The organism is Ponticoccus sp. (in: a-proteobacteria), from assembly GCF_048381735.1.
In genome coordinates this window covers 179,799-194,590 of the sequence record NZ_JBLXGL010000001.1, presented here as the reverse complement: position 1 = coordinate 194,590, position 14,792 = coordinate 179,799, and the positions used below count along the sequence as shown (strand labels likewise).

The following is a 14,792-nucleotide window of genomic DNA, read 5'->3' as shown; positions in this document are numbered from 1 at the left end:
TAAAGGGGTGGCGGGACGCGCCGTGGAGCCCCGCCCGCCGGATCACATCGCGGCTTCGACCGCGTTGACCATTTCCTCGGCGGCTTCCTCGGCGCTGAACTCGCCGTTGAAATGCGCCGTGATGACGTCGTACATCGCGTTCTTCACGCCCGCGGGGACCGAGTGGCCATGCGCCATGGACCCGAAGAGGCGACCGGCAGAGTTGGCGTCGGCCAGATCGGCCATGCCCTTCTTGCCGCAATCGTCGAAGGCGTCGTTCGGCACGTCGGTGCGCGCGGGCACCGAGCCCTTGACCACGTTGAAGGCCGACTGGAAGGCCGGGTCCATCACAGATGCCGCCATGGCCAGCTGCGCCTCCTGCCCTTCGTCGACCTTGAACATCGCGAACTGGTCCGAGTTGAAGGTCACCGCGCCCTGCGTTCCGGGGAAGCGGATGCAGACGAAGTCCTCGCCCGGCACCTGATCGGCGCGCAGGAATTCACCCTTGGCCCAGTCGCCCATCATCTGCATGCCGGCGCTGCCGTCGATGACCATGGCAGAGGCAAGGTTCCAGTCGCGGCCCGAGAAGTTGTCGTCGACGTAGCCGCGCAGGGTTTCCATGCGCTGGAAGGCTTCGACCATTTTCTCGCCGCCAAGCGCCCCGGGGTCGAGGTCGATCATCGAGGCCTTGTAGAAATCGTCGCCAAGGCTCAGGACCACCGCGTCGAAGATCGTCGCGTCCTGCCAGGCCTGACCGCCGTGGGCCAGCGGGGTGATGCCGTTGTCCTTCATCGCGTCCAGCACGGCGATCAGGTCTTCCCAGCTCTCGGGCGCATCCATGCCGGTGGCGTCCAGCGCCGACTTGCTGATCCAGACCCAGTTGGTCGAATGCACGTTCACGGGCGCTGCGATCCAGTGGCCGTCCGCATCCTTCGAGAAGTTCTGCAGCGCGTCCGGCACGACCTCGTCCCAGCTGCCGTCGGCGGCGACCGAGTCGAGGTTGCCCAATGCCCCCTCGGCGGCCCAGTCCTTGATGTCGAAGCCCAGCATCTGCACCGCGGTCGGCGCGTTGCCGGCGGTGACGCGGGCGCGCAGCGTGGTCATCGCGGCCTCGCCGCCGCCGCCCGCCACGGGCATGTCGTTCCAGCCGATGCCCTGCCCCTGCAGGTCCTCCTTCAGCACGTTCAGCGCCGCCGCCTCGCCGCCCGAGGTCCACCAGTGCAGGACCTCCACGTCCTCGGCCACGGCATGGGTCGCGGTCAGCGCAAGGGCCGCCACGGACATCTTCAGTGTCTTCATCATGGTCATGTCATTCCTCCCTGTGACGGTTTTAATCCGCACCGTCTGGCGGGAATTGTAACGATACAAATCCGAGACCTGTCAACATGTTTGTAGCACCCCAGGGCGCAAGCGTTTGCTGCCGCGCAGCATGAAACCCCGCTTGACGAAAGGGATTTGCAACGTTTCAAATGCGCGGCACGGAACAGACCGACCGGACCGGAGGCCGGGGCATGGAAGAGATCGGGAAACAGCGCGGGAAACCGACCTTGCGGACCGTGGCGGATGCCACCGGTTTCGCCGTCACGACCGTGTCGCGGGCGCTGTCCGGAGACCCCAAGATCGCGCCCGCCACGCGCCAGAAGGTGGCCGAGGCCGCGCGCCGCCTGGGCTATGTCCCGGACCGCGCCGCGCAGCGCCTGCGCACCGGGCGGACCAAGGTCATCACGCTGCTGATCAACCCCGACCACGAATTCCTCGGCTTTCTCAGCCAGATCCAGACCGGCATTGTCGAGGCCCTGCGCGGCACCGGCTATTCGGTCACGCTGATGCCCGACTTCATCGCAGACGACCGGATCGCGGTGATCGAGAACATCCTGCGCAACCGCCTTGCCGACGGCATCATCCTGTCGCGGACCGAATGTTTCGACCCGCGCGTCCGCCTGCTGCTGGAGCGCGGCTTTCCCTTCGTCAGCCATGGCCGGACAGAGTTCACCGCGCCGCATCCTTACGTGGATTTCGACAACGAGAGCTTTGCCCGGCAGGCGGTGCAGCGGCTGGTCGCCAAGGGGCGCAGGCGGCTGATGATCGTCCTGCCCGAGAAGCAGTTCACCTTTGCCCAGCACCTGCGTTACGGCTTTCTGTCGGCGGTGCGCGAGGCCGGGGTCGATCACGTCATCGCCGGGGATCTGACGCTGGAAACGCCCCCGGGCAAGCTGGCCGCCAGCCTGCTGGAGATCCAGCGCGGGCCGACCCCGCCGGACGGGCATATCTGCGTCGGCGAGGTGATGGGCATTGCCACCCTGTCGGCCGTGCAGGACGCGGGACAGGTGCCGGGGCGCGACGTGGATATCGTGGTCAAGCAGGCCTCGCCGATCTTCGAACTGATGCGCCCGCGCGTCGACACCATCGTCGAGGATCTGACCGAGACCGCGCGGCGGCTGGGAGAGATGATGCTGCGCCGCCTGCGGGGCGAAGCGCCGGACGCGCTTCATCACCTGATCCAGCCGGGCCTGATCGCATCGGAAAGACAGCTCACCCCGCACGACTGAACGGGGCGCGGCGCAGGTTTGTCCGGCGCACGGGCCTCTGTCGGCGCACGGGCCGCGGCCTGAGTGCGCGCTGCCCTCACCACACGCGCCTCTGCCTGCATACACGCCACCTCCGACACTCATGCCGCCGCCACACAGGCCGCTACCGGCGCAGGGGCCATGGCCTGCAAACGACCCCCTCCCGCCGCCTTCCGCCGACAAACCTCTGCCCTCGGCCCCTCCGCTTTCGGCGCGCGGGCCGTCATCAGCGCCACCCAGAGGGGCAAGCAACGCAGGCACTGCGGAAGGCGCCATCGGGGACGCCGGGGCCGGGACAGGAACGCCCGGCACCACCTCAGCAGACCGTCCTGAACCGCTCGACGATCACGTCCAGCACCTCAGCGGGATCGCGCTGCCACCAGTGCTTCGAGAAGACCTCGACCTCGCAGGGGCCGGTGTAGCCCGCGCCCTCGACGGCGGCCCGCAGCGCCTTCAGGTCGGCCACCCCGTCGCCCATCATGCCCCGGTCCAGCAGCATGTGCGCCGTGTCCTCCAGCCAGTCGCAAAGGTGGTAGCCCAGCACCCGGCCCCGCGCCTCCTGCAGGGTCGCGGCAAGGGTGCGATCCCACCAGACGTGGTAGACGTCCACCGCCACGCCAAGGTTCGGCGCGCCGATCCGGTCGCAGACCTCCAGCGCATCGCGCAGCGTGAACAGCACCGTGCGGTTGCCGCCGAACATCGGGTTCAGCGGCTCCAGCGCCAGCGCCACGCCCTGCCCCGCCGCATAGTCGGCATGGGCCGCCACGCGCTCTGCCAGCCGGTCGAGGCTGGGCTCCAGCCCCAGCGTGCCGGGCTCCGTCCCGCCGGTCACGATGGTCAGCACCGGCGCGCCAAGGCCCGCCGCCATGTCGATGCTGGCGCGCACCTCGGCCTCCGTCCCGGCCTCGCGCCCGGTCAGGTAGGGCGTCCGGCACAGGCCATCGACGCGCATGCCCGCCGCGCGCACCCGGTCGCCGATCTCTTGCGCGCGCGCAGCGATCTCGCGCCGCCAAAAGACGATCCCGCCAAAGCCCCGCTCGGCGCAGGCGTCAATCACGCGTTCCACCGGCCAGCCCATGCCGTGGCCGTCGAGGTTGTGGCCCAGCGTCGCCGTGTTCAGCGCAAGCGCCGAGGTATCGCGGGCAAAGTCCCGCATCAGCAGCCGTAAACCGCCAGAAGCCGCTTCATCCGACCGACCGCCCTATCGGGATCACGCAAGAGCCCGCAGGCGTCGGCATGCCGGAAGACATCGGTGAAATAGGGCAAGGGCCGCATGGCCTGCGCGCCGTTCAGCATGACGAAGTGGTCCTGAAAGCCGTTCAGCCACGCGAGGAAGACCACGCCGGTCTTGTAGTATTGCGTCGGCGCGCGGAAGATCAGCCGCGCCAGCGGCACGGTCGGGTCCAGTACCGCGCGGAAGCCCTGTGCATCGCCCTGCCCCAGCAGATCGACCGCATGGGCCGCCGCCGGCCCCAGCGGGTCGAAGATGCCCAGAAGCGCGTGCGAGAACCCCTGTTCGTCGCCCTCGATCAGTTCGGGATAGTTGAAGTCGTCGCCGGTATACATGCGCACACCCTCGGGCAGGCGGCGGCGCAGGGCGATCTCCTTGTGCTTGTCCAGCAGCGAGATCTTGATGCCGTCCACCTTCGCCGCGTTCTGCTCGATGATCTGCACCACCGTTTCCAGCGCCTGCTCGAAGGTGTCGGCGCCCCAGTAGCCCGCAAGCTGCGGATCGAACATATCGCCCAGCCAGTGCAGGATCACCGGGTGATCGCAGTCCGAAAGGATATCGGCGTAGACCTTCACGTAGTCGTCCGGCCCCGTCGCCACCTTCGCCAGCGCGCGGCTGGCCATCAGGATCACCCGGGCGTCCAGCGACTGGATCGCGTGCAGCTGTTCGAGATAGGCGCGTTTCACGTCCTCCAGCCCGTCGACTTTGGCAAGATCGAGGTGATCCGTCCCGCAGCCATTGGCGACCAGCGCATCCGGCAGTTCGGCGCGGGTGCGGCGGATCAGCTCCAGCGCGCCGCCCCAGTCGAGGCCCATGCCGCGCTGCGCGGTGTCCATGGCCTCGGCGATGCCAAGACCCATGCCGTGCAGGTGGTGGCGAAAGCGCATGGTCGCCGCCCAATCCACCGTCGCCACGCCCGAAGGGGCGTTGGCGGTGAAGGGATCGGCCACGACATGCGCGGCGCTATAGACCACGCGGGCCGGGTTGGCGGGCAGCTTCGCCTCGGGCACCGGGGTGCCGGTCAGCGTGTAGTCGGTGAGGGCGCCGGTCTCGTCCGGCAGGGCGATCTTCATGGTCTCGGCTCCTCAGAAACGGGGCACCAGCATCCCGGCATCCGCCGAGATCGCCTGGCCGGTGGTGTAGGGCAGCTTTCCAGAGGCCAGAGAGGCGATGATCCGCCCCACCTCTGCGGGCTGGCCCACGCGCGGCAGCAGGGTCAGGCCCGCCTTCGCGCGCTCTTCGTATTGCGCGATGACGGGGGCCGTCATCTCTGTCGCGATCAGGCCCGGCTGCACGTCGTAGACGGCGATATCCTCGCGCCCCAGCCGCACCGCCCAGGCCTTGGACGACATGGCGGCGGCGGCCTTGGACACGCAGTATTCCGCGCGCGGCTCCGCCACGGCCAGCGCGTTCGAAGAGGTCACGTTGACCACGCTGTGGAACAGATCGGCGCGCGCCCTACCCAGCAGCAGCCGCGCAAAGGCCTGCGTCAGGAAGAACTGCGCCTTGGTGTTCACCGCAAGGCAGCGGTCATAGCTGGCCTCGGAGACCTTCAGCGGGTCGCCCCGGTCCAGCACGCCGACGCCCGCGTTGTTGACCAGCGTGGTCAGCGGGCCGAGCGCCTCTTCCACGCGCGCCAGAGCGGGCGCATGGGCCGAGAGCTCCGAGACGTCGAAGGCCACGGCCACGGCCTGAACACCCTCGACCCGCACCCGCTCGACGGCGGCGCGCAACTCGTCGTCGTCAGCAGGCCCGTTGACGGCCACGGCAAAGCCCTCGCGGGCCAGTTCCACGGCGGTGGCGAGGCCGATGCCCCGGCTCGACCCGGTGACGAGGGCGACATTGCGGCTCATGCCCCGGCTCCTTCCTTGGCTGTGACGGGGCGTTCACCCGCACGCAAGACACGCGGCCCGTCGCGGCGGGACCCGCCGTGGAACGGGTGGCCCTTCCCGGCGTCGGTCAATCCATGACGGCTCATGCGGCGGCTCCTTTCGACAGCAGTTCGCGGGCGATGATCATGCGCTGGATCTGGTTCGTCCCCTCGTAGATCTGACAGATCTTGGCGTCGCGATACAGCCGTTCGACCTCGAACCCGCGAATGTAGCCAGAGCCGCCAAAGACCTGCACCGCATCCGCCGTGCGCGCCACGGCCATGTCCCCGGCAAAGCATTTCGCCATGGAGCAATAGCGCGTGGCATCCGCGCCGGTGTCGATCTTCCACGCGGCGTTGTGCACCAGCAGGCGCGCCGCCTCGACGTCCTTGGCGATGTCCGCCAGCAGCCATTGCACGCCCTGAAACTCGGAGATCGGCTTCTTGAACTGCTTGCGTTGCTGGGCATAGTCCACCGCCGCCTCGAGGCCCGCCTGCGCGATCCCCACGGCCAGAGAGGCGATGCCCACGCGGCCCTTGTCGAGCGCGCTCATCATCATGTGAAAGCCGCGCCCCTCGACACCCAGCAGCGCCTTGGCAGGCAGGCGCACGTCGTCGAAGTTCAGCGCGCCCACCTGACTGGCGCGCTGGCCCATCTTGTGTTCCTTCGGCCCGCGCGAGACGCCATCCTTGTGGAAATCGACGATGAAGATCGACATGCCGCGATGGCCCGCCTCGGGATCGGTGCGCGCAAGGACAAAGCCCACATCCGCCACCGGCGCGTTGTGGATCCAGATCTTGCCGCCGTTCAGCACCCAGCCCTCGCCGTCCCGCACCGCCGAGGTGCGGATACCCGAGACGTCGGTGCCTGCCTCCGCCTCTGTCAGGCAGTAGGCGCCCTTCAACTTGCCCGACAGCAGGCCCGGCAGCCACTCTGCCCGCTGCGCGTCACTGCCGCAGGTCACCAGCAGCGTCGAGAGCAGTTCGACCAGCCCGCATTGGTCGGCGACAGAGGCATAGCCGCGCGACAGTTCCTCCATCACCAGCGCATAGGTCACGGTGTCGAAGCCGGGGCCGCCCATCTCTTCGGGAACGCCGATGCCGAAGAGGCCAAGCGCACCCATCTGGTCGTAGATCTCTGCCGGGAAACGCTCTTCCCGGTCCAGTTCCTCGGCCAGCGGGCGTACCACTTCGTTTGCGAACTGGCGCGCCATGTCGCGCACCTGCACATGCGTTTCGGACAGATACATCCCCGGACCCTCCCAGTAACCAAGTGGTTACTTGATAGTGGCGATTCCCCGGTCGGTCAAGATGCTGTTGCGCTTGAACCGGGCGCGAAACCATGCGTTAATAACTATACGGTTACTTATGGGGAGGATATCATGCAACCGGATGCCAAGGTGAAATTCGGCCGCACGGACCTGGAGGTCACGGCCTTCGGATTCGGCACCGCGCCCATCGGCAACATCTTTCGCGAGATCGACGAAGAGACCTCTGACGGGATGATCCAGAGCGCCTGGGATGCGGGCGTGCGCTACTACGACACCGCGCCGATGTACGGCCACGGGCTTGCGGAACTGCGCACGGGCCACTCGCTGCGCTGGAAGAACCGCGACGATTTCGTGCTGTCGTCGAAGGTCGGGCGGGTGCTGAAGCCCGCGCGCAAGCAGGACATCGATTATGCGCCCTGGACCAACGCGGGCCGCTTCACGCTGAACTTCGATTACAGCTACGACGGCACGATGCGCAGCTTCGAGGACAGCCTGCAGCGGCTGAACCTCGAACACATGGACATCGTCTTCATCCATGACATCGACGTCTTCACCCGCGGCGCAGAGCAGCCCGAGGTCTTCCGGCAGGCCATGGACGGCGCGTGGAAGGCCCTGTCGGACCTGCGCGATCAGGGCGTGGTCAAGGCCATCGGCGTCGGCGTGAACGAGTGGGAAGTCTGCCAGACCGCCCTCGAACAGCGCGACTTCGACTGCTTCCTTCTGGCCGGGCGTTATACCCTGCTGGAACAGGACAGCCTCGACACCTTCCTGCCGCTCTGCGAGGAACGCGGCGCGGCGGTGGTCGTGGGCGGCGGCTTCAACTCGGGCATCCTCGCCACCGGCGCGGTCGAGGGCGCCAAGTACAACTACGCCCCCGCCCCCGCCGGGATCATGGAGCGGGTGCGCAAGATCGAAGCCGTCTGCGCCGAGCACAACGTGCCCCTGCCCGCCGCCGCGCTGCAATTTGTCGTGGCCCACCCGGCGATCCCCAGCTTCATCGCGGGCACCCGGACGGTCGAGCAGTTGCAGAAGAACCTCGCGTGGTTCAGCCACCCGATCCCGGCGGCGTTCTGGGCCGACCTGAAGGCCAAGGGGCTTTTGCGCGAAGACGCACCGACGCCATGAGCGGGCGCATGCTTGGGCCGGGCCGCTACGGTCTGGCCGCCTTGCAGGTGGGCGACCGGATCGAGACCGGTCGCCGCCATGTCTCGACCGCGCTGATCGACGCCTTTGCCGAGATGACCGGCGACCGCTTCGAGATCCACATGGACAAGAAGGCGGCGCAGCGCCACGGCTTTGCCGCCCGGGTGGCGCATGGCCTGCTGGTGCTGTCGATGGTGGACGGGCTGAAGAACCAGGCCGGCGCGCAGTTCGAGGCCATGGCTTCGCTGGGCTGGGACTGGGAGTTCACCGGCCCGGTGCTGGCGGGCGACACCATCGGCGTGATGATCACGGTCGAGGCCTTGCGGGCAACCTCGGACGGCAAGCGCGGCGTGGCGACGCTGCGCTTCGATGTGACCAACCAGAGGGGCGAGACGGTGCAGAGGGGGACGAACGCGCTGATGGTCTATGTATGAGGGCGGTCGAGGAATACCGTTCCACTCTCTTCCAAGGACACCAGCAGCCCGGAATGCTGCCCCTCCTGAACCTAATACTCCAAGGTCACCAAGCCGCGCATCGCTGGGCCGTGGTCCGGCGACCCTGAAGGGCCAGGAAGGCAATTTATCCTGGCAAAGTCCGTACGACCTGAATCAGGTCGCGCCATCATAAACCAAATCGCCGGGCCCCCGGACGGCCCAGCGATGCGCGGCGGCCTACGGCCTTGATTCCGCGCCGGGTGGGCGTCAGGAAGGTCGCCTTTTCGACAACGTCAGGGCTTGACCGCGAGTTAGTTGCGGCAGTGCAACGAGACTGCGGCGCCGTCACCCTCTCACACATCGATATCACAGACGTAGACGCCCTCCGCCCCGCCTTCCAGGCAGGCCACGATATCCGCGCCGATGGCCTGATGCTCGGGGTCCACGAGATAGGCGTCCCGCGCCGCTTGATCCCGGAAATCCAGCCAGAACATGTCGAGGAAGCCGCGCACCAAGGGCGTCTCAACCGACACATTCCGACGACTCTGGAAGTCGAGGATGCCGTCGATATGCCCGCCCAGCCCCGCAAGCCGGTCATAAAGCGCCTGCTTCTCGGCCGCGCTGACGTCGTCGCGAAACCGCAGGTGTACCAGATGCCGGATCATTCAACCCTCCCTCGGGAAATCGGCGGGCCGCTTGTCGAAGAAGGCCGCCACGCCCTCGCGCAACTCGGCGCCAGAGGCGGCGAGACGACCGGCGAGGCTTTCCAGCACCCGCTCGCGCTCTTCGCCCTCGGCGGCGTTGATCAGCATCTTGGTCAGTTCGGTCGCCTGCGGCCCGCGCTTCAACAGCGTCTCGGCCAGCGCCCGCCCCCGGGCCAGCCCCTCGCCCGTCGCGGCCACCGCGTCGACCACGCCCAGACCAAGCGCTTCTTCCGCCGAGAAGACCTCGCCCATCAGCGCCATGCGCCGCACCGCCTGCGCACCGAAGCGGCGCACCGCGCGCTGCGTGCCGGACCAGCCCGCGATGATGCCAAGGCCCGCCTCGGGCTGACCGATCTTCACATGGGCCTCGGCCACGCGGTAGTCGGCGCAGGCGGCCAGCTCCAGCCCGCCACCCAGCGCGTGCCCGTTCAGCACCGCGATCACCGGTTGGCGCAGCCGGGCCAGCCGGTCGAAGGTCTCGTGCCCGTCGCGCACCCAGTGGCGCCCGAAGGCGGTGGCGCTTTCGTCCGACCACGCGCGGATATCGCCACCGGCGCAAAAGCTGCGCCCCGTGCCGGTCAGGATCACCACGTCGATGTCGCTGCGCCGCTCGATCCGGCGGCAGAACGCGCCCAGGGCATCGACCATCCCGGCATCCAGCGCGTTGCGCTTGTCCTCGCGGTCGATGCGCAACACGCCGACACCGCCCGCGACCTCGAGGTCGAAGCCGCTCATGCCTGCAACCTCAGGCCCAGCGGCTCGGGGCGGAACAAGGCGCCGTCCATCTCGCGCAGGTCGTCGGCGACCAGCAGCTCCGTCGCCGCCTGATCCAGCACGTCGCGCTTCAGGTCCAGCCCCGGCGCCACCTCGGTCACCGTCAGGCGCCCCTCGATCAGCCGGATCACGCAGCGCTCGGTCACGTAGGTCACGTCCTGCCCCTGCTCCAGCGCCCGCGCGCCCGAGAAGGACACCTGGTCCACCGCCTCCACGAACTTGGCGATCTTGCCCTCGGTGTCGATGATCAGCCGACCCTCGTCCACCCGCATCTTCGCGCCCGCGTTGAACATGCCCGAGAAGACGATCTTCCGCGCCCGCGCGGTGATGTCGACGAAGCCCCCGGCCCCGGCGGTCCGGTGCGGCGTCGCGGACAGGCGCGAGACGTTGACCGAGCCGTCGCGGCCGACCTCGAGGAAGGACAGCAGCGAGGCATCGAAGCCGCCCGCCTGAAAGTAGCAGAACTGGTGCGGCGAGGCGACGAAGGCCTCGGCATTGGCGGCGCAGCCGAACTTGAAGTCCAGAAGCGGGATGCCCCCCACCGCGCCCTGCTCGATCATCCATGTGACGGCGCCGTGCTGCCCTTCTTCGACAAGGATGCGCGGCACATTGGCCGAGATGCCGAAGCCGATATTGACCGCCCAGCCCTGCCGCAGCTCTTGCGCGACGCGGCGCGCGATGACCTTGCCGACGTTGAACTCGGGCGTCTGGAAGGTGTTCAGCGGGCGCACCAACTCGCCCGAGATGGCGGGATCGTAGAGCGTCGCGGTGGTCTGCAACTGTTCGGGCGCCTCGACGATCATGTCGACGAGGATGCCCGGCACCCGCACGTCATGCGCCTTCAAGGAGCCATTGGCCGCGATCCGGCGCACCTGCGCGATGATCTTGCCGCCGCTGTTGCGGGCCGCCAGCGCCATCTCCATCGCGCCCAGCACCGCGCCCTCCTGCTCGAAGGTCAGGTTGCCGCGTTCGTCCGCCGTGCTGGCCCGGATGATCGCCACGTCAGGCTTCAGTGCGCGGAAGTACAGCCAATCCTCGCCGTCGAACGCCCGGTGCTCGACGATGGATTCCGAGCGCGCCGCCTCGTTCATGGCGCAGCCTTCAAGGTCGGGGTCGACAAAGGTCTTCAGCCCCACCTTGGTCAGCACGCCGGGGCGCTTGGCCGCACCCTCGCGCAGCATGTCGAAGACGATCCCCGAGGGCACGTTCCACGCCTTGACCTGATTGCCGGTGATCATCTGCCAGATCAGCGGCGGCTCGGCCTTGGTCGGCCCCGAGGGGTAGGAGCCGCCGATGATCCGGCTGAGCATTCCCGGCTTGGCGATGTGGTCCACGCCCTTGGTGCCGAAGAAGTCCCCCGCCGCGATCGGGTGGATCGAGGTCAGGTCCCGCGGCGCGCCCTCGCGGTCGAACCGCGCCCCCAGCGCCGCCAGCACCGCATCCGGGCAGCACAGCCCGCTCGACGAATTGACCGCCACGACAGCTCCGCTGGCGATATGGCTGACGGCCTCCTCCGCTGTCATCACCTTCGACATCCGACCTTGCCCTTTTTGTAACCAAATGGTTATTTGTGATACGACGAAAGCCGCGACTCGATCAAGGGAGAATTGCCCGGGCGGTCGCGCGATCCAGGGAGGACGCCGCTTTGACCATCTACTTCGAAAAGACCTACCAGCGCAGTTTCGGGACATTCCCGCTGAAGGGGCCAGAGCTTCGCGACGCGGTGATGGCCGCCGCAGAGGTGGGCTACCGCGCCTTCGACACCGCGCAGATGTACGGCAACGAGGCCGAAACGGGCGCGGCACTGCGGGATACCGGCCTTGCGCGCGAGGACCTTCTGATCACCACAAAGGTGGGCGTCGAGAACTTCACCGAAGAGGCCTTTCTGCCCTCGGTCGAGGCCAGCCTGAAGGCTCTGCAGATCGATCAGGCCGACGTTCTGCTGCTGCACTGGCCGACGCCGGGCGGCGACATCCGCCTTTCGCTGGAGCAGTTGCAGAAGGCGCACGACCGGGGGCTGGCAAGGCACATCGGCATTTCCAACTACACCGCGCAGATGATGCGCGACGCCAGGCGCATCGTCGAGGCGCCGCTGGTCACCAACCAGGTGGAGTTCCATCCGCTGCTCAATCAGGACGTCCTGCTGGCGGCTGCGACAGAGACGGGGATTCCGCTGGCCTCCTACTGTTCGGTGGCGCGGGGTGAGGTTTTCAAGCACGCGATCTTCGGCGAGATTGGCGCGGCCTACGGCAAGAGCGCCGCGCAGGTGGTGCTGCGCTGGATCCTGCAGAAGGGCGTCAGCATCAACACGATGTCGACCAAGCCCGTCAACATCCGCGCGAATTTCGAAGTGATGGATTTCACCCTGTCATCCATCGACATGGACCGGATCGAAGAGATGACGCGGACAGGCTACCGCATCGTGTCGCGCGACCTCGTCCCCTACGCGCCGGACTTCGACTGAGGGCGGCAGGGCGGACGTCGGTCGAGCTACGCTTCCGCCCCCCTCTTCTACTGACCGCCCGAGTCCAACGCAAAGCCGCGCATCGTCGGGCCGTGGTCCGGCGAACCTGCGGGTTCAGGAAGGCAGTTTATCCCGGCCAAGTCCGTAGAACCTCAGTCAGGTTGCGCCAGCATCAGCCAAATCGCCGGGCCCCGGGACGGCCCGTCATGTCGGAGACATGCCTCTGGCATGATGCGCGGCGGCTTCGCCTTGTTTCCGCGCCGGGCGGAAGACGGAGACACAGTGCCTTTCAGGACTGATCGCCACGGATGCGACCAAGCCACCGAACCTTGTGCCACAAGCCGGGGGACAATGGCGTCGGAGCCAAGGGTGCCAATCCACCCATGATCCCACCAAAAACAGAAAAAGGGCGGCCCATCGGACCGCCCCTCCTGACCGCCGGGAGGACGTGGAGGATCCCTCAGCGGTTTCCGCGCACCAGATCGGCGGCCTTCTCGCCGATCATGATCGTCGGTGCATTGGTGTTGGACCCCACGAGGCTGGGCATCACCGAGCTGTCGCAGATCCGCAGCCCGTCCACGCCGCGCACCCGCAGCTGTGCATCCACCACTGCCATTGGATCGCTTTCGGCGCCCATCTTGCAGGTGCAGGTCGGGTGGTAGGAGGTGCGCCCGTACTGCCGGGCATAGGCCTCGTAATCGGCCTGTGTCTTCACATCCGGTCCGGGGAAGCGGATCGCGCGCAGGTGCTTCTGCATCGCGGCCTGTTCGAAGATCTCGCGGCTGATCTTCACCCCCTCGACCGAACAGCGCAGGTCGTCGGGTTCAGCAAGGAAATTCGGATCGACCACCGCCGCATCCTCGGGCCGCGCCGACCGCAGCCGCACCGTGCCGCGCGACTTGGGCCGCACGGTGTAGCTGTTCAGCGTGACGCCCGACGACCCCTTGGGCACGCTCGGCACGCCCGCCTCGGCGCCGGCGCCCGCAAGGAAGTGGAACTGAAGGTCCGGCGTTGCCAGCCCCTCGCGCGAGTACCAGAAGGCCCCGCCCTCGACCACGTTGGACGTCACCGGCCCGCTGTTGAACAGCATGTACTGCGCGCCCGCCCAGAGCATCCAGTGCAGCTTGTTGTACTTGTCGAGGCTGTAATGTCCCGTCAGCTCGCCCACGATGTCGATGCCGAAGTGGTCCTGCAGGTTCTCGCCCACGCCCGGCAGGTCCACCACCACGGGCAGGCCCATCTCTTGCAAATGCGCCGCAGGCCCGAGACCCGACAGCAGCATCGTCTTGGGCGACCCGATGGCGCCCGAGGTCAGCAGCACCTCGCTTTCGGCCCGCGCAACCTGAGACGCCCCGCCCGTGGAATATTCCACCCCCGTGGCGCGCCCCTTCTCGATCACGATGCGCCTGACCAGCGCGCCGGTCTTCACCGTCAGGTTCGCCCGCTTCAACGCGGGGCGCAGATAGCCCACCGCCGCCGAACAGCGCCGCCCGTTCCTCGTCGTCGTCTGGTAGGGGCCGGAACCCTCCTGCACGGCGCCGTTGAAATCCGGGTTGAAGGGGATGCCGCGTTCCTGACAGGCCTGCACGAAGGCCCGCGTCATCGGCTGCGGCTGCGGCACATTGGACACGCCCAGCTCGCCATCGGTGCCGTGCCACTCGCCCGCCAGCATGGTGTTACCCTCGGAGCGGATGAAATACTTGCGGATCTCGGCAAAGCTCCAGCCCTCGGCGCCCTCCTCGGCCCAGCGGTCGTAGTCCGAGGGCGTGCCGCGCGTGTAGATCTCGGCGTTGATCGACGAGCCGCCGCCGATCACCCGGGCCTGCGCATAGGGGATTTCGCGGTTGTTGGCGTGCTTCTGCGGCGCCGTCGTCAGGCCCCATGTCAGCGGCCCGGTGGTCATCTTGGCAAAGCCCACGGGCATGTGGATCAGCGGGTGGTTGTCCTTGCCCCCCGCCTCCAGCAGCAGCACGCGACAGGCGCTGTCCCCGGTCAGCCGGTTGGCCAGCACGCAGCCCGCCGAGCCGCCGCCGACGATGATGTAATCGTAACCCTCAGCCATCTCGCCTCCTCCCCCGATGCGCGGCCTGTGCGCGCCGGGCCTCCCTCTTCCTTGGACAGCATCGGATTTCCCGACGCTGCCGCGCCTCGTTTCATCGCCCGGGCGCGCCCCGTGGCAGGGGCCTCCGGGCCTGCAAGCCCTGCCTGTCACCCACAGGGCCACGGTCTTGTGCCCTTGTCCGTCACCCGCCGGTCCACGGTCTTGCACCTGTGTGCGCCACCCGCAGGGCCAGGGCCTTGTAGCCGCCTCAGCCAGCCGCAGGGCCAGGGTTTCGCACCCATCGCTGCCGACGC

Annotated in this window: 13 protein-coding genes; 4 read left to right on the top strand and 9 right to left on the bottom strand. The window is 67.8% G+C overall.

Features of this window, described 5'->3' with window-relative positions; all coding sequences use genetic code 11:
• Positions 1-42 precede the first annotated feature (42 nt).
• Positions 43-1,287, bottom strand: a complete 1,245-nt coding sequence (locus tag ACN5KJ_RS00930) for an ABC transporter substrate-binding protein (RefSeq protein ID WP_418591652.1) — start codon at positions 1,285-1,287, stop codon at positions 43-45.
• Positions 1,288-1,490: 203 nt separating this feature from the next.
• Between ACN5KJ_RS00930 and ACN5KJ_RS00925 the strand changes: the two genes are divergently transcribed.
• Complete coding sequence (locus tag ACN5KJ_RS00925) at positions 1,491-2,528, top strand: LacI family transcriptional regulator (protein WP_418591650.1); 1,038 nt, start codon at positions 1,491-1,493, stop codon at positions 2,526-2,528.
• Between the two features lie 334 nt (positions 2,529-2,862).
• On the opposite strand, the gene ACN5KJ_RS00920 is transcribed toward ACN5KJ_RS00925, so the two are convergent.
• From ACN5KJ_RS00920 to ACN5KJ_RS00905, 4 genes are all read right to left on the bottom strand, one after another.
• Positions 2,863-3,702 (bottom strand): sugar phosphate isomerase/epimerase family protein, encoded by an 840-nt coding sequence (locus tag ACN5KJ_RS00920; RefSeq protein ID WP_418591648.1) that lies wholly within the window; start codon positions 3,700-3,702, stop codon positions 2,863-2,865.
• Positions 3,702-4,850: a dihydrodipicolinate synthase family protein gene (locus ACN5KJ_RS00915; protein ID WP_418591647.1), complete on the bottom strand. Its 1,149-nt coding sequence runs from the start codon at positions 4,848-4,850 to the stop codon at positions 3,702-3,704. The genes ACN5KJ_RS00920 and ACN5KJ_RS00915 overlap by 1 nt, the downstream gene beginning before the upstream one ends.
• Positions 4,851-4,862: 12 nt before the next feature.
• Positions 4,863-5,630, bottom strand: a complete 768-nt coding sequence (locus tag ACN5KJ_RS00910; RefSeq protein WP_418591645.1) for a 3-ketoacyl-ACP reductase — start codon at positions 5,628-5,630, stop codon at positions 4,863-4,865.
• Positions 5,631-5,751: 121 nt separating this feature from the next.
• The gene (locus ACN5KJ_RS00905) at positions 5,752-6,897 is read right to left on the bottom strand and encodes an acyl-CoA dehydrogenase family protein (protein WP_418591643.1); all 1,146 of its coding nucleotides are present in this window, start codon (positions 6,895-6,897) and stop codon (positions 5,752-5,754) included.
• 132 nt (positions 6,898-7,029) lie between these two features.
• Between ACN5KJ_RS00905 and ACN5KJ_RS00900 the strand changes: the two genes are divergently transcribed.
• On the top strand, positions 7,030-8,043 hold the full coding sequence (locus ACN5KJ_RS00900; protein ID WP_418591641.1) for an aldo/keto reductase: 1,014 nt from the start codon (positions 7,030-7,032) through the stop codon (positions 8,041-8,043).
• Positions 8,040-8,495, top strand: coding sequence for a MaoC family dehydratase (locus ACN5KJ_RS00895; RefSeq protein WP_418591639.1), 456 nt, complete (start codon positions 8,040-8,042; stop codon positions 8,493-8,495). The genes ACN5KJ_RS00900 and ACN5KJ_RS00895 overlap by 4 nt, the downstream gene beginning before the upstream one ends.
• Positions 8,496-8,848: 353 nt before the next feature.
• On the opposite strand, the gene ACN5KJ_RS00890 is transcribed toward ACN5KJ_RS00895, so the two are convergent.
• Genes ACN5KJ_RS00890 through ACN5KJ_RS00880 form a run of 3 tightly spaced genes read right to left on the bottom strand, consistent with a single transcriptional unit; the run spans position 8,849 to position 11,496 of the window.
• Positions 8,849-9,160 carry a Dabb family protein gene (locus ACN5KJ_RS00890; RefSeq protein ID WP_418591637.1) on the bottom strand — a complete coding sequence of 104 codons (312 nt, stop codon included), beginning with the start codon at positions 9,158-9,160 and terminating at the stop codon, positions 8,849-8,851.
• On the bottom strand, positions 9,161-9,934 hold the full coding sequence (locus ACN5KJ_RS00885; RefSeq protein ID WP_418591635.1) for an enoyl-CoA hydratase/isomerase family protein: 774 nt from the start codon (positions 9,932-9,934) through the stop codon (positions 9,161-9,163). It lies immediately after the preceding gene.
• Positions 9,931-11,496, bottom strand: a complete 1,566-nt coding sequence (locus ACN5KJ_RS00880) for an acyl CoA:acetate/3-ketoacid CoA transferase (protein ID WP_418591633.1) — start codon at positions 11,494-11,496, stop codon at positions 9,931-9,933. Before ACN5KJ_RS00880 ends, ACN5KJ_RS00885 begins: the two co-directional genes overlap by 4 nt.
• 122 nt (positions 11,497-11,618) lie before the next feature.
• Here ACN5KJ_RS00880 and ACN5KJ_RS00875 point away from each other — a divergent pair, with 122 nt between their 5' ends.
• Positions 11,619-12,437 (top strand): aldo/keto reductase, encoded by an 819-nt coding sequence (locus ACN5KJ_RS00875; RefSeq protein WP_418591631.1) that lies wholly within the window; start codon positions 11,619-11,621, stop codon positions 12,435-12,437.
• A 460-nt stretch (positions 12,438-12,897) separates the two neighbouring features.
• Here ACN5KJ_RS00875 and ACN5KJ_RS00870 read toward each other — a convergent pair whose 3' ends face one another.
• Positions 12,898-14,499, bottom strand: coding sequence for a GMC family oxidoreductase (locus ACN5KJ_RS00870; RefSeq protein WP_418591629.1), 1,602 nt, complete (start codon positions 14,497-14,499; stop codon positions 12,898-12,900).
• Between the last annotated feature and the right edge of the window lie 293 nt (positions 14,500-14,792).

What these genes read in the sequence shown, in the direction of transcription:
- ACN5KJ_RS00910 (WP_418591645.1), bottom strand. Translation starts at nt 5,630, where the DNA reads ATGAGCCGCAATGTCGCCCTCGTCACCGGGTCGAGCCGGGGCATCGGC.
- ACN5KJ_RS00930 (WP_418591652.1), bottom strand. Translation starts at nt 1,287, where the DNA reads ATGACCATGATGAAGACACTGAAGATGTCCGTGGCGGCCCTTGCGCTG.
- ACN5KJ_RS00915 (WP_418591647.1), bottom strand. Translation starts at nt 4,850, where the DNA reads ATGAAGATCGCCCTGCCGGACGAGACCGGCGCCCTCACCGACTACACG.
- ACN5KJ_RS00925 (WP_418591650.1), top strand. Translation starts at nt 1,491, where the DNA reads ATGGAAGAGATCGGGAAACAGCGCGGGAAACCGACCTTGCGGACCGTG.
- ACN5KJ_RS00890 (WP_418591637.1), bottom strand. Translation starts at nt 9,160, where the DNA reads ATGATCCGGCATCTGGTACACCTGCGGTTTCGCGACGACGTCAGCGCG.
- ACN5KJ_RS00900 (WP_418591641.1), top strand. Translation starts at nt 7,030, where the DNA reads ATGCAACCGGATGCCAAGGTGAAATTCGGCCGCACGGACCTGGAGGTC.
- ACN5KJ_RS00895 (WP_418591639.1), top strand. Translation starts at nt 8,040, where the DNA reads ATGAGCGGGCGCATGCTTGGGCCGGGCCGCTACGGTCTGGCCGCCTTG.
- ACN5KJ_RS00870 (WP_418591629.1), bottom strand. Translation starts at nt 14,499, where the DNA reads ATGGCTGAGGGTTACGATTACATCATCGTCGGCGGCGGCTCGGCGGGC.
- ACN5KJ_RS00880 (WP_418591633.1), bottom strand. Translation starts at nt 11,496, where the DNA reads ATGACAGCGGAGGAGGCCGTCAGCCATATCGCCAGCGGAGCTGTCGTG.
- ACN5KJ_RS00920 (WP_418591648.1), bottom strand. Translation starts at nt 3,702, where the DNA reads ATGCGGGACTTTGCCCGCGATACCTCGGCGCTTGCGCTGAACACGGCG.
- ACN5KJ_RS00905 (WP_418591643.1), bottom strand. Translation starts at nt 6,897, where the DNA reads ATGTATCTGTCCGAAACGCATGTGCAGGTGCGCGACATGGCGCGCCAG.
- ACN5KJ_RS00885 (WP_418591635.1), bottom strand. Translation starts at nt 9,934, where the DNA reads ATGAGCGGCTTCGACCTCGAGGTCGCGGGCGGTGTCGGCGTGTTGCGC.